We start from the raw sequence: 12,658 nt of genomic DNA on the forward strand, positions 1-12,658 counted from the left end.
GCCGGTGCCCGCGCCGCACCGGCCACGGCCGCTCGGGCACCGGCGAGTGCGGTGGCGTCGAAACTGAACGGATCCGCTGCGTCGAAATTCCGGGGGTCGAACGGCTGCAACGGATGCCGCGTCACGACGGGGTTGTCGGACGTCGATGCACCGACCATGGTGGCGAGGACGTCACGGACCTCGCTCAGCGGAACCGCCGGCGGTCGGTGCATCCCGGTGACGGGGTCGGCACCGGTGTGGAACAGCAGGAGTGTCTCACCGACCGACATGATCGCGTCCAGCAGAAGCTGCCTGTCCTCGCTGCGCGGATCCCGTTCTCCCGGGCGCGGATCACGGGTGAGGACGTCGTCGCCGTCGATGTGGGCGCGGCGCGGGAACACGTCGTCGTCGAGTCCGAGCAGCACCACGACACGGTGCGGCACCGACCGCATCGGAACCATCGTGCACACGGTCAGTTCACCGGTGCGGAAGTTGGCGCGGGTGGGGCGACCGACGAGCCGGTCGGCGAGCATGGCACGCACATCCGCCAGTCGCAGCACCGTGTCGCCGCCGTGCTCGACCGCCGCACCGATGATCCGGCGGGCCTGTACCAACTGCCACGCGTCGGGAGCGTCGACGTCCGCGAGCAGATCCAGCGCGCGGGTGAGCGCGACCGCCCAGTTGTCGGGGCTCTGTGGTCCGCGCAACCCCATCAGCACGACGGTGAGCCGGTCGAGGAACTCCGCCCACCGGCCGGCCAGATCGATGTCGTTGCTCTCGACGTCGTCGAGGGGCAAGGTCAGCGCGAGCCATTCGCCCCCGGAGCCGTCTGCGGCGACACCGAGCAACACCCGATCCAACGCCGTCGCGAAGGTGTTCTGCGGGAAGTCCGCGAGCCCGAAAGCGGTTCGCTGGCTCCGTCCGAGCCCCCACCGGGCACCCGAGTCGACCGTCCACACCTGCAGCCGTTCGAGATCGTCGTCGTCGAAGCCGAACAGCCGCCGCACCGGCGCCGCTGCCGCCACGTCCAGGACATCGCTCGCGGTGACCCTTGAATCGGCGAGGTCGAGCAGTGCGGCCAGCAAGGACAGCGCCGGATTGGTGCGCCGCAGTCCTCGGTCGGCGAGACGCACCCGGAGCCGATGCCCCGGATGGTCGCCGACGTCCTGACCGAAGGCCGCCTGCACGAGCGGTGCGTACGTCTCGACGTCGGGGCACATGACGACCACATCGCGCGGTTCGAGTGTGGGGTCGTCGGCGAACAGGTGCAGGAGGCATTCGCGCAGTACCTCCACCTGTCGGGTGGCTCCGTGACAGGCATGTACCCGGACGGTGCCGTCCGCGCGGGCGCTGCGGGGTTCGGGGGCACGGTCGGCGCGGATGTCCGCCTGCAACCGTCCGAGGAGGGTGTCCGGCGGAGCCGGGGCGCGGTGCAGGACGTCGCGGTGGGCGATCGTCGACAATGTGCCCTGCAACTCCCGCACGTCCCGACCCAGCGCCGCGAGCAACGGGTGGCGCACGTCCTCGGTGTCGGTCTCGTCGGCGCGGCGCACCGGCAGTGCGCGACCGGTCCGGGACTCCCACAGTGCGGGGCTGGGGTGCGGAACCCACAGGTGCACGTCGCGATGATCGGCGAGCGCCGCCAGCACATCGCGCTGGACCCGGCTCAGACGCGTCGGGCCGAACACCGACACCCGCTGCGGCAGTGCGACGATGCCGGGTTCGTCGCGCAGTCGCGCGCACAACTCGTCGAGTCGTTGGGCGGGACTGTCGACACCGATGTGTGCGCGCAGCCGTCGCCACAACTCTGCCTGCCAGCGAAGATGCTCGTCGAGCGGGGATCCGGTGCCGTCGGTGTCGTCGCCGCGAGCCCAGGCTGCCAGCATGTCGGGTCGTTGCCGACCGTAGGTGCGGAGCAACTCGGCGAGATGCGCGGCGGTCGCGTACCGGCGTCCGGTGCGGTATCCGTCGCTGTCGTGGTCGAGGTGTCGGGACAGCACCGCGCACCACGGTTCACCGAGCGCGCCGTCGACGACGTCGAGCACGGACCACAGCACACGGTTCGGGTGCCACGGGTCGGTGTCCGGAGTGGTTCCCGCCGCGGCCGACAGCGCATCGTCGACGAGTCGGTGCGGCGAGGGGAAGTCGATGTTGGCGCACACGCCGTCGGTGTCCGGTCCGGGGGCGCCGAGGGTGGAGGCAAGCCGTTGCGTGAGCCAGCGCTCGATTCCACGGGCGGGGACGGCCACGACCTCCCGGGCGAAGGGGTCGGGCAGGGGGTCGGCGAGCAGAGCGGCGAGCGAGTCGGCGAGCACGTCGGTGCGCTCGGCGCGGTGCAGCGTCAGCACGCCAGTGTCTCCTCGTCGTCGTCCGGTCCGTCGGCTACGGATTATCACACCGGGCCGACATCCGTCGGATTCGAGGAGGAACGACGGTGCTCAGAGGAGGGCGGACGTCCCGTAGACGGCGACGTCCCGGCGTCCGGCGAGCGAGACGACGTCGCCGCGCACCAACCGTGTGCGGGGGCCGCGCACGGGCAGATGGTTGACCCGGACCAGGCCTTCCATGAGTAGGGCCGCGGCCTCCCCGCCGGATCGGGCGAGGCCACTGGTCTGCAGGAAACCGAACAGCGACTCCGATACCAGAACTTCCATGGCTCCATCGTGTCCACCGCAGTCGTCCATCCGGTCGCCGCGTGCGGGCGTTCGGGTGAGCGTCGGGTGAACGGGAGGCAAATGCCTGCGCCGCCACCCGATCGTTCGGGTGGCGGCGCAGCTTCGCACGGTTCGGTCAGCGGTTCGACAGCCAGTGCTCGAGAACCTTCTTGTCGACGTTCACGATGTTCTCCACCATCTGGAGCAGCAGGCCTTCGATCTGGCCGCCCACGACCGGGACCTTGACGGTCACGGTGCCGTTGAGCTCGATGACCGAACCGCCGGTGTCACCCGCGCGCAGCAGCGAGGTGGCCGCGATCTCGATCGGCAGGCCGTTGGCGCCGCCGCTCAGCGTGCCCTCCGCACGGTCACCGGCGAGCGCGCCCCAGCTGTCGGTCCGCTGCATCTCCAGCGGTCCCCGCAGGATGCCGCGAACGACCGCCGGGAGTGCCGACGGCTCGGTGCGGTCGGTCATGACGGCGCGGAGAGTACCGGGACCGGCAGGAACGTCGAGTTCGACTGCGCTGTTCTCGCCGTCCGCGACACGCCCCTTCCAGTACTCTTCGCTGGTCAGCGCGGCATGGACGTCGGCGACGGAGTACTCGAGCTCGGTGGTGAACGAAAATTCTTTGGACATGGCCGGAAACAATAGCCTGGCCCGGGGAGCGTCACGAGCGGGGGATCCCACTCGCGATCTTGATGCGGGCCGTGTAGACGTGCGCGGTCAGAGGGCGGCGGCGAGGAGCGGGGCCACCATCGCCACGCCGACCGCCAGCACCGCCGCCGCGACCGGTGAGCCCGACACGAGCAGACCCGTGACGGCGGTGAGGACGACGGTGACCACGAGGAGAACCAACCCCGCTCTCGAACTCTCGGTCAATGCGGGTTGCTTATCGTCGCGTGCGGTGCGTGGAGGTATCGCCGTGGTCATGCCTCGCCCCTCTCGTCGTCCGATCGGGACGCGGGTGCGCCTGCGGCGCTCTCGCCCGCCGTCCGTACAGGGAGTGTTTCCCCTCGGCCGCACGTTCAAACCTTCCGAGTCGCGCGCTACACCGTCACCGACGCCGCAGGACAACCCGGAATGGTGATGGCGGCGGGAAATTTCGCGCGGGTATCACCATTCAGCGCGATTCTGCCCCGTCCCGCCGACCGCGCGGGCGACATCGTCGGCGACGAGATCGGCGTTGACTGCGGCACCCGCCATCACGCCCGCACCAGCGGATACCGACACCATCGCAGCGAGGTCGCTCGCGTTGCCCGCCGCCCACACCCCCGGGATCGCGGTGCGACCGGTGGGGTCGGTCTCGATGTACCAGCCCATCGGATGCTCGGTGGCGACGCCACCCAGCTGTTCGTAGAGGTCGGTCCGCGCATGGAAGCGTGGCCCGACGACGACGGCGTCGAGGTCGAATTCCCGGCCGTCGTCGAGCACCACCGCGGCCACCTCGCCACCCGAGGCCCGGATCTCCCGGACGGCCCCGTCGACCACCCTGATCCCGCGTGCTGCGAGTTGCGACGCAGTCTCGCCGTCAACGGTGGGCGTCGTATGGGTGAACAGGGTGACGTCCTCGGAAAGTTGCCGGAACAACTGTGTCTGGTGGACGGCGAACGGTCCGGTTCCCAGAACCCCGATGCGCCGGTCGCGTACCTCCCAGCCGTGGCAGTACGGGCAGTGCAGCACACTGCTTCCCCACAGTTCCCGCACACCCGGCACGTCGGGGAGTTCGTCGACCAGGCCGGACGCGAGGATCAGGCGGCGGGCGAGCAGCGCATCGCCGTCGGCGAGATCGACGGCGAACGCGTCGTCGCCGCGGCGTGCACCGACCACGCGGTCGTCGTGGAACACCACGCCGTAGCCGGCGGCTTCCTTGCGTCCGACCGCGAGCAGTTCGCGGGGTGCGATACCCTCCTGACCGAGCAGGTTGTGGGCACCGGCGGCGGGGGCGTTTCGGGGTTCACCCACGTCGACGACCGCGACCGACCGACGCGACCGGCCGAGAGCCACGGCCGCTGCGAGTCCGGCGGCGCCACCACCGATCACGATCACGTCGTAGGAGTCGAGACGGGATGCTGTGGTCATCGTTCACTGCCTTCCATGGTCGGGGAGGGTGTCGGACGCGCCGTCCACACCGTACGGCTGCCGCGGACCGACAGGTCGCGACGGTGCCGGAGCGCTGCGGGGTCGCCGGGGTCCAGCAATCGGTCGAGTGTCGCACGGTCGTCGGGATCGAGTCGGTCTCCGATTCCTGTGCGCATCCGCTCGAGCATGAGCGTCGCGTACTCGACGGTCCCGTCGGGGGCGGGATCCAGGTCGATGTCGACGCGGCGTTCCTCGAGCACCTCGAATCCGGCGCGGTGCAGGTACTCGGTCCAGTTCGGATGCTCGTTCCATCCGTTGCCCGACGCGAGTGCGTGGCACCGGGATTCGAGCCCGGGGCGGCCGAGTCCGATGTCGTCGGGGAGGAACCGCGGAAGGCCGTCCATCTCCACCGCGGCGAGCAACCCACCGGACGTGAGCGCCGACCGTGCCGACCGGAACAATCGATCCGGATCGGCGATGTGGTGCAGCGACAGTGCCGCCCAGATCAGGTCGACGTCGCCGACGTCCGGCCACCGGTCGTCGAGATCGGCCTCCATCGTCCGGATGCGCGTTGCCGCACCGGCTTCGGCGGCCGCGTTCCGCACGCGCTCGAGCATGCGCGGATCGTTGTCGACGGCGATGAGTTCGGCATCGACGAACCGCCGGGCGAGCGCGACGGTTCCGGTGCCCGTCCCGGATCCGATGTCGACGATCGTGCGCGGCGGACGGTGCAGCGCCGCGGCGACCAGCTCGACGATGTCGTCGAGTCGGGCGCGGTGCACGACGGCATCGAGATCGAGGACCTCCGCCTGCCCGAGGTGATGGTGGTGATCGTGCTGATGACTGTATCCGTGCATGACCCCACGGTAGAGCGCTTCATGCTCATATCGCATACACTCTTGCCCATGGAGCAAGAAAACGGTGGGATGGACCGACTCGTCCGACAGCGCATCCGCGGCCTGCGGCAGGCCCGCGGATGGACCCTCGACGCGCTCGCGGCCCGCTGCCACATCAGTCCGTCGAATCTGAGCCGCATCGAGACCGGCCGCCGACGGATCGCCCTCGACCAGCTGGTCCCCATCGCGCGCGCCCTCGGCACCACACTCGACGAGTTGATCGCGTCGGACGCCGACGACGACGTGGTGATCCGGCCGCAGCCCGACACCTCCCCCGGCCTGACGACGTGGCTGCTGTCGCGCGAACGTTCCGTCTCCGGGGTGACCGTGGCGAAGATGCGCTTCACCGACGTCGCCCCCAGGCCCACCGACGACCTCAACGTGCACCCCGGCCACGAATGGTTCACCGTGCTCACCGGCATCGCACGCCTGCAACTCGGCGACCGCACCATCGTCATCCACGAGGGCAATGCCGCGGAGTTCCCCACCATGACGCCGCACGCCATCAGCGGTGTCGACGGTCCGGTCGAGATCCTCACGATCTTCGACCACAACGGCGAACGCGCACACCTGCGCGACACGCACGACCGGTGACGAGCATCCGGTGGCGCCTCGGCGGCAGCGCTCGGGTGGATGCCGGTCCTCACCGCGCACGCCGCGATCGCGAGGGCAAGCGCGGCAAGGGCACAACCCGTCCCGTCGACACCGAGCACAACGCGCGCCGAGGCGTCCACACTTCGTTCAGCGGTCATGCGCCCATCAAATCCCCTCGCAGCGACATGGGATGATCGATCACGTGCCGATGCCCTCTCCCCTTCCCGTCCGGAACGGCGTCGGCCCGACCCGGCTCCGCGTCCCGGTGTCCGGACCGTGGTCGACGATCGCCGAATACGTCGTCGCCAGGTTCGACCACCTCGACGTCGACGACCTGCACCGACGGTTCGACGACGGTGAGATCGTGGGCGCCGACGGCACCGCGATCGGCCGCGACGCACCGCTGGGCACACACCGTTTCGTCTGGTACTACCGCGACCTGCCGGTCGAGGAACCGGTGCCTTTCCACGAAGAGATCCTGCACGTCGACGACGACCTCGTGGTGGTCGACAAACCGCATTTCCTGCCGACCACCCCGGGCGGTCGGTACCTGCGCGAGTCCGCACTCGTCCGGCTGCGGATCCGCCTCGACAACCCGGACCTGACACCGATCCACCGACTCGACCGCGCGACCGCCGGCGTCGTGATGTTCTCCGCCCGCCCCGCCACGCGCGGCGCCTACCAGTCGCTGTTCGAGAAGCGTCGGGTCGCGAAGGTGTATGAAGCCGTGTCGCCGATGCCGCCCCGGTGGGATCCCGACACGCCCGTGCTGGCCGGGCGCCCCGTCCCGGTGGTGTACCGCAACCGCATCGAGTCGCGACGCGGGGAGCTGCGGGTGATCGTCGACGACACCGGGCTCCCCAACGCGGAGACCGAGATCGACGTGCTTCACACGGGTCACAGCTCGTCCGGACGTGCCGTCGTGCACACGATTCTGCGCCCGCGCACCGGCCGGATGCACCAGTTGCGGGTGCACCTCGCTGCTCTCGGCATCGGGATCCTCGGGGATCGTTGGTATCCCGATCTGCTGCCCGAGGCTCCCGACGATCATTCGCTGCCCCTGCAACTGCTCGCGCGGGAACTGGAGTTCACCGATCCACTGTCGGGGACGACGCGGCGCTTCGTCACTCGCCGGACCCTGAGCGAGGCCCCGGCAGCCCACGCTTCCCGCGGACCGACTGCTTTCGCTCCGCCACTGTTGCGGTCGCACGAAGCGAATCCGCCCGCGGGAAGCAGCACACCGCCCGACAGCGGGGTGCAGCGTCAGGCGGGCTCCTTCATCACGCCGACGTGACGCACCACCCCGGACAGACCCGGAAGTTCCTCCCGTGGCGACCAGGTGTTCAGGTCCTCGCTGTCGGAGTAGTAGTACTTGCCCTCGTCGTAGGCGTCGAAGTACATCCGCCACGTTCCGTCGGGCAACCGGATCACCGCCGGCCCCTCCACGAGCGACCCCCAGTCGCCGGGTGGGACGAACGTGTAGGGCCCGGCCAACGACGGCGCCACCGCATGTTCGAGGACCTTCTTCGTCTCGTTCTTGGTGAACGCGTGGTAGGTGGACCCGACTTTCACGACGGTGGTGTCGATGCGATCGGCACCGAGCCCGTCCAACGGGACGGGGAAACTCCAGTACTGCAGCGACGGATCGAGCGCCGTCATCAGGTACGGCACGAATCCGCCGCCGGTCGACATCGAGACGATGACATTGACGCTGTCACCGTCCACGAACCATTCGGGCGCCCACGCCTTGGTGGTGAACGGTGACAGCGACGGTCCGTCCTTGAACCCGGCCGATCCCGAGAATCCCGGTGGGCTCACGGGCCCCTTCCCGTCGCCGGTTCCCGGCAGGAAGGCGCAGCAGAACGGAACCGGCCAGTTCCCCATCGGCGTCCAGTCGACACGGTCGCTGCTGCGCGCGAACCCGATGTTGGCGCCGTCCACCGTCGTGTAGGTGAGGTAGTACATCCCGTCCGTGTGGCGGAAGATACTCGGATCGCGCACCAGCCCGGACGGGGGTCGGTACGTCGACAATCCGACGGGCTCGAAGTCCGTGCCGTCCGACGACTCGTACACGTCGAGGTCGCGGTCGCTGTCGTTGCTGAACGCCACCATCGTGTACCGCCACTTCGACGGCGACTCGGCACCGCTCGTCGACGGGAACGCGATCAGCATTCCCGCGACGACGAGCAGCACCGTCGACAGAGACGACAGACCGGTGCGTGCGGTAGGAGTCATCGGTGCAGTATCCATGCTCCGCAGCCGAATCCGGTGGAACTCGGCCGCAGACCCCGGAGAATTCCTCGGCAGCCGCGCCCGAATGCCCTCTCGTCGAGGATGCCGACAACTCCACCGGGATCGGGCGGCGACTCCCTACCATCGTGCCCATGGCCGACCCGAACGCCGAATATCTGCATCCCGACTCCCTCGACGAGTGGCACGTGTGGCTGCGGGACCACCATGCCGGGCCGGGAGGGATCTGGTTGGTCTTCTGGCGTAAGGAGTCCGGCCGGACCCCACTCGACTACGACCAGGTGGTGCGGGAAGCGCTGTGCTGGGGATGGGTCGACGGACATACCCGGACGATCGACGAGCACCGGCGGGGAATCTGGTTCACCCGACGCGGCCGGAACAGCGCGTGGGCAGCATCCAACAAAGCGCGCGTCGCCGACCTGCTCGCGGAAGGACGCATGCAACCCGCCGGTCAGGCCGTCATCGACGACGCCAAACGACGTGGCCTGTGGACTCTGCTCGACGACGCCGAGGCACTGGTCGAATCACCGGAACTCACGGCGGCGCTCGACGCGAACCCCCGGGCACGCACCCACTGGGACTCCTGGCCGCCGAGCGTCCGCAAGTTCGCCCTCAGCCAGATCGCGTTCGCCAGGCAGCCGGCGACGAAGACCCGGCGGATCGCCGGCATCGTCGCGAAGGCGGCCCGCAACGAGCGGCCGTGACGACCCCCGTCACTTCGTCAGGTCGAGGTCGTCCACGGTGAGGTCGAGCCGACCTCCGCCTGGATCTCGCGGATCGTCGCGCCCAGCACACCGCGGGAGAGGAGCCCCTTCCCGAGGGGGCCGGCGGGGTCGGAACCCAGCGGCGGAAGGAGCCGGAGCGCTGATCGTTCGCGGTCGCTCAACTGCGCCAGCTGCCACCGGATCTCGTCCCGAACGGCATCCGGCCGATCCCTGTTCGCCAACGACACCGCCCTCACCGCGTACGCTGCCGCACCCAGCGCGTGAGCACCCATGTGGGCGACGGCCGCAGCCTGTGCCACCGCCCGGGCGGCCGCGGCGCCGGCGGGAGTTGTCGCGGCGTTCGCCGCCTTGACCGCGACCATCCGCTGGCGGATCTCGTCGGCGGCTCCACGTTCCCCGAGCCCGTACGCACGCGCGCGAGCGAGGGCATCCCGGATCTCCGCCACCGCCGCCGCGTCGGCATCGAAGAGGGGCAGCACGTGCTCGGCGCAGACCGTCGCCCATCGCGCGACGGCTCGTCGGTCCGAATCGTCGAGCGTCTGGATCGAGGCCATGCACCCAGCTTCGCACACCGATCCGTGACGACGACCCGCGTACCGAGGTCGCACCGGCAGCCCTTGACCTCGAGTCCACTCGAGGTTGCAGCATGGAGTTGCAGTTCGAAAGTCCGACACCGGGAAGCGACGACGGAAGGAACCACCATGCGACGAGTACTACCCGATCTGTGGGAAACACGCGCAGACGCACCGTTTCCGGGGCTCACCACACACGCCTACCTGTGGATCGGGAACACCAACGTGCTGTTCTATTCGACGGCCGGTGACGCAGACTTCGCCGAACTGGAACGACTCGGCGGATTCACCGACCAGTACCTGTCCCACCAGGACGAAGCCGGACCGATGTTGAGCAACATCGCGGAACGATTCGGCTCGAGATTGCATGCACCCGCCGCGGAGGTCGACGAGATCGGCCGCTTCACCCCCATCGACGTCCCGCTCGACGAACGACACGTCGACGGCAACGGCGTGGAGGTTCTGCCGACACCCGGCCACACCGTGGGCAGCACCTGCTACCTTGTTCGCGGCGTGGACGGGGGGCGCTACCTGTTCACCGGCGACACGCTCTTCGTCGGATCCGGTGGCGCGTGGACCGCCGGATACATCGATGGCTACAGCGATGCCTCGGCCCTCGCCGAAAGCCTACGGTTTCTGCAGACGGTGACGCCGGATGTGGTGGTATCCAGTGCATTTCCGAGCGAGTCCGGTGTGCACCGGATCGATCCGCAGGCCTGGCCCGCCCATCTCGAGCAAGCTCTCGCCGGGCTGCCCACGTCGACGCGGAGCTGAGCGAGTTCACTCGACTTCGCGGTCCCGAGCCGAACGGGGAGAAAGGAAGTACGATGCCCGCACTGGCCGCCGGTCGGAGGCACTCCGTACTGCTCCGTCGAGACGGTTCGGTCCTGGCCTGCGGCAATGGGCGTGCCGGCGAGTGCGAGGTGAGCTCGTGGTCCGGAATCACCTCGGTCGCGGCCGGGAACGTGCACGCGGCCCGCAACACCGGTCGTTCCCACACCGTCGGCCTCCGCACCGACGGAACAGTCGTCACGACGGGATGGAACGGTGACGGACAGGCGGACGTGGCCGCGTGGGGCGGTATCACCGCGATTGCCGCCGGGTGGCGGACGACCCTCGGTCTCCGAGAGAACGGGACCGTGGTCGCCGCCGGACGTCGCATCGAAGGCCAGTGCGCAGTCGAGGAATGGCGAGAGATCGTGTGGATCGCGGCCGGCGACTGGCATTCCGTGGCAGTGCACGCCGACGGCACCGCCGTCGCTGCCGGAAACGATCTGCGCGGGCAGTGTGACGTCGGGGAGTGGAATCACCTCACCGCCGTGGCCGCAGGCCACCTACACACAGTCGGCCTGCAACAGGACGGCACGGTCGTCGCCACGGGCGAGCGCCGCACCGGCGCGTGCGACGTCGCGGGCTGGAATGGGGTGGTGGCGATAACGGCGGGAAGTCGTCACACGGTGGCCCTCCGCGAAGACGGAACGGCTCTGGCGGCAGGAGCCGACGATTTCGGCCAGTGCAACCTGCATGAGTGGAACGGACTGACGGCGATCGCAGCAGGATCGGCCCATGCGATCGGACTGTGCGGCGATGGAACCGTCATCGCAACCGGGTGCAACGCCGATGGGCAGTGCGAAGTCGCAACCTGGAACGCGCACCGCTGAATCGCACTCGCCCATCGCTACGAGCTGTTCCGGAACTCCACCGAGTTCCCGCGAGGAGGGCCCTCACGGAGTGGTCGGGCCGAGTTCGGCAGGCCGGCCGCCGACCTCCGCTACACCGATGCACTCCCGCGGAAGAGAACCGTGGTGGCCCCTCCGACCCATACCTGGCCTCTGTCCACCGAGATGGCGATCTCGCCGGAGCGACCGACAACCTGCCCCTGGGAAACGGTGTACCTCTCGGGGGCCACACCTGCGCGCGTCAGCCACTGCGCGACCGAGGCGTTCATGGATCCACAGACGGGGTCCTCGAATACGTTCACGCGCGGGGCGAATGACCTCAGTTCGAAGGCGTGCGGCGACCCTTCGGGATATGCCCCCACGGCCCCAACCATCGCATCGGGAAACGCGGTGAAATCCGGCGACAGGGCGAGAACTTCTTCGGCACTTGCGAGCTGGACAACAGCCCAACCAGGACCGTTGTCGACCCATTGATGGCCGATCACATGCGCCGGGTCAAGGCCGAACGCCTTCACGACGCGGCTGAGATACTCGTCGTCCAGCGGTCCGGTGCGGACCGTGGGAGGTGCGGCGAACGACAGGTGATCTCCGTCGTGCCGCAACCGAACAAGTCCCGCTCCGCACTCCTGGACAATCGCGCCAACGGTCCCAGGGACCCCGCCGTTCTCCAACCACGCACGGGCCGCGCCGAGGGTCGGGTGGCCGGCGAAGGGGAGTTCACTTGTCGGCGTGAAGATTCGCAGTCGGTAGTCAGCCGCTTCATCGGTCGGCGACAGCACGAACGTCGTCTCCGACAGGTTGGTCCAGGTGGCGATGCGCTGCATCGCTTCGTCTTCGAGACCTTCGGCCTCGAGGATCACTGCGACAGGGTTCCCTCGGTAGGGCTCCGGAGAGAAAACGTCCACCTGGGCAAAGGGGTAAGCACGAGCCATGCTCTGCATCCTATGTACGTTCCCCCATGGAACTGCAAGGTCCAGATCGCGAGGGTTGCATCCATCGCGGTGGTTCACTCCAGCAGTTGGAGGGCGGCCTTGGCTGGCCACGATCGCGCATCGACTGCGCTGCCCAGCTCATGAGTTCGCGCCCGAGACGCATTGAATCGCCCCGGGCCTGTCGGAGGCTCTCGAACCTGTGAAGGATGGAGAGCATGGCAGCACCACGGAAGTACAGCGTTGAGCTGAAGGAACGAGCAACGAGGATGGCGGTCGAAGCCCGCCAGGATCCGGCGA

Annotated in this window: 14 protein-coding genes and 1 pseudogene; 6 read left to right on the forward strand and 9 right to left on the reverse strand. The window is 68.9% G+C overall.

All coding sequences use genetic code 11. The features are described from left to right. From recC to LDQ05_RS17480, 6 genes are all read right to left on the reverse strand, one after another. Positions 1-2,327: exodeoxyribonuclease V subunit gamma (gene recC, locus LDQ05_RS17455; RefSeq protein ID WP_226438218.1), on the reverse strand; the 2,327-nt coding region annotated here is incomplete at its 3' end. Between the two features lie 90 nt (positions 2,328-2,417). Further along, positions 2,418-2,633 (reverse strand): RNA-binding S4 domain-containing protein, encoded by a 216-nt coding sequence (locus LDQ05_RS17460; protein WP_226438219.1) that lies wholly within the window; start codon positions 2,631-2,633, stop codon positions 2,418-2,420. A 136-nt stretch (positions 2,634-2,769) separates the two neighbouring features. Continuing rightward, on the reverse strand, positions 2,770-3,270 hold the full coding sequence (locus tag LDQ05_RS17465; protein WP_226438220.1) for a DUF2505 domain-containing protein: 501 nt from the start codon (positions 3,268-3,270) through the stop codon (positions 2,770-2,772). 87 nt (positions 3,271-3,357) lie between these two features. Then, on the reverse strand, positions 3,358-3,513 hold the full coding sequence (locus tag LDQ05_RS17470) for a hypothetical protein (RefSeq protein WP_226438221.1): 156 nt from the start codon (positions 3,511-3,513) through the stop codon (positions 3,358-3,360). 234 nt (positions 3,514-3,747) lie between these two features. Then, positions 3,748-4,713, reverse strand: coding sequence for an NAD(P)/FAD-dependent oxidoreductase (locus LDQ05_RS17475; protein WP_226438222.1), 966 nt, complete (start codon positions 4,711-4,713; stop codon positions 3,748-3,750). Beyond that, a complete protein-coding gene (locus LDQ05_RS17480; RefSeq protein WP_226438223.1) occupies positions 4,710-5,570 on the reverse strand; it encodes a class I SAM-dependent methyltransferase in 861 nt (286 codons plus the stop codon). Before LDQ05_RS17480 ends, LDQ05_RS17475 begins: the two co-directional genes overlap by 4 nt. A 48-nt stretch (positions 5,571-5,618) precedes the next feature. Between LDQ05_RS17480 and LDQ05_RS17485 the strand changes: the two genes are divergently transcribed. Then, a complete protein-coding gene (locus LDQ05_RS17485) occupies positions 5,619-6,203 on the forward strand; it encodes a helix-turn-helix domain-containing protein (protein ID WP_226438224.1) in 585 nt (194 codons plus the stop codon). Positions 6,204-6,393: 190 nt separating this feature from the next. After that, positions 6,394-7,497, forward strand: coding sequence for a pseudouridine synthase (locus LDQ05_RS17490; RefSeq protein ID WP_226438225.1), 1,104 nt, complete (start codon positions 6,394-6,396; stop codon positions 7,495-7,497). Here the strand turns inward: LDQ05_RS17490 and LDQ05_RS17495 are convergent. Beyond that, complete coding sequence (locus LDQ05_RS17495) at positions 7,467-8,438, reverse strand: glycoside hydrolase family 43 protein (protein ID WP_226438226.1); 972 nt, start codon at positions 8,436-8,438, stop codon at positions 7,467-7,469. The two genes, LDQ05_RS17490 and LDQ05_RS17495, sit on opposite strands and share 31 nt — an antisense overlap. Positions 8,439-8,587: 149 nt before the next feature. Between LDQ05_RS17495 and LDQ05_RS17500 the strand changes: the two genes are divergently transcribed. Next, on the forward strand, positions 8,588-9,157 hold the full coding sequence (locus LDQ05_RS17500; protein ID WP_226438227.1) for a YdeI/OmpD-associated family protein: 570 nt from the start codon (positions 8,588-8,590) through the stop codon (positions 9,155-9,157). Positions 9,158-9,174: 17 nt separating this feature from the next. Here the strand turns inward: LDQ05_RS17500 and LDQ05_RS17505 are convergent, their stop codons facing one another. Next, positions 9,175-9,732 carry a putative immunity protein gene (locus LDQ05_RS17505; RefSeq protein ID WP_226438228.1) on the reverse strand — a complete coding sequence of 186 codons (558 nt, stop codon included), beginning with the start codon at positions 9,730-9,732 and terminating at the stop codon, positions 9,175-9,177. 147 nt (positions 9,733-9,879) lie between these two features. On the opposite strand from LDQ05_RS17505, the gene LDQ05_RS17510 reads away from it, so the two are divergent. The 3 genes and pseudogenes from LDQ05_RS17510 (at position 9,880) to LDQ05_RS17520 (ending at position 11,411) form a co-directional block, all read left to right on the forward strand. Then, a complete protein-coding gene (locus LDQ05_RS17510) occupies positions 9,880-10,524 on the forward strand; it encodes an MBL fold metallo-hydrolase (RefSeq protein ID WP_226438229.1) in 645 nt (214 codons plus the stop codon). Between the two features lie 53 nt (positions 10,525-10,577). Continuing rightward, positions 10,578-10,799, forward strand: a pseudogene (locus tag LDQ05_RS19895) (chromosome condensation regulator); the annotation flags it as partial. 15 nt (positions 10,800-10,814) lie between these two features. Further along, entirely contained in the window at positions 10,815-11,411 is a 597-nt protein-coding gene (locus LDQ05_RS17520) for an RCC1 domain-containing protein (RefSeq protein WP_226438231.1), read from the forward strand. Between the two features lie 110 nt (positions 11,412-11,521). On the opposite strand, the gene LDQ05_RS17525 is transcribed toward LDQ05_RS17520, so the two are convergent. Further along, on the reverse strand, positions 11,522-12,361 hold the full coding sequence (locus LDQ05_RS17525; RefSeq protein ID WP_226438230.1) for a PhzF family phenazine biosynthesis protein: 840 nt from the start codon (positions 12,359-12,361) through the stop codon (positions 11,522-11,524). Between the last annotated feature and the right edge of the window lie 297 nt (positions 12,362-12,658).

Origin of the sequence: Rhodococcus yananensis (assembly GCF_020515525.1) — a bacterium.
GTDB classification, from domain to species: domain Bacteria; phylum Actinomycetota; class Actinomycetes; order Mycobacteriales; family Mycobacteriaceae; genus Rhodococcus; species Rhodococcus yananensis.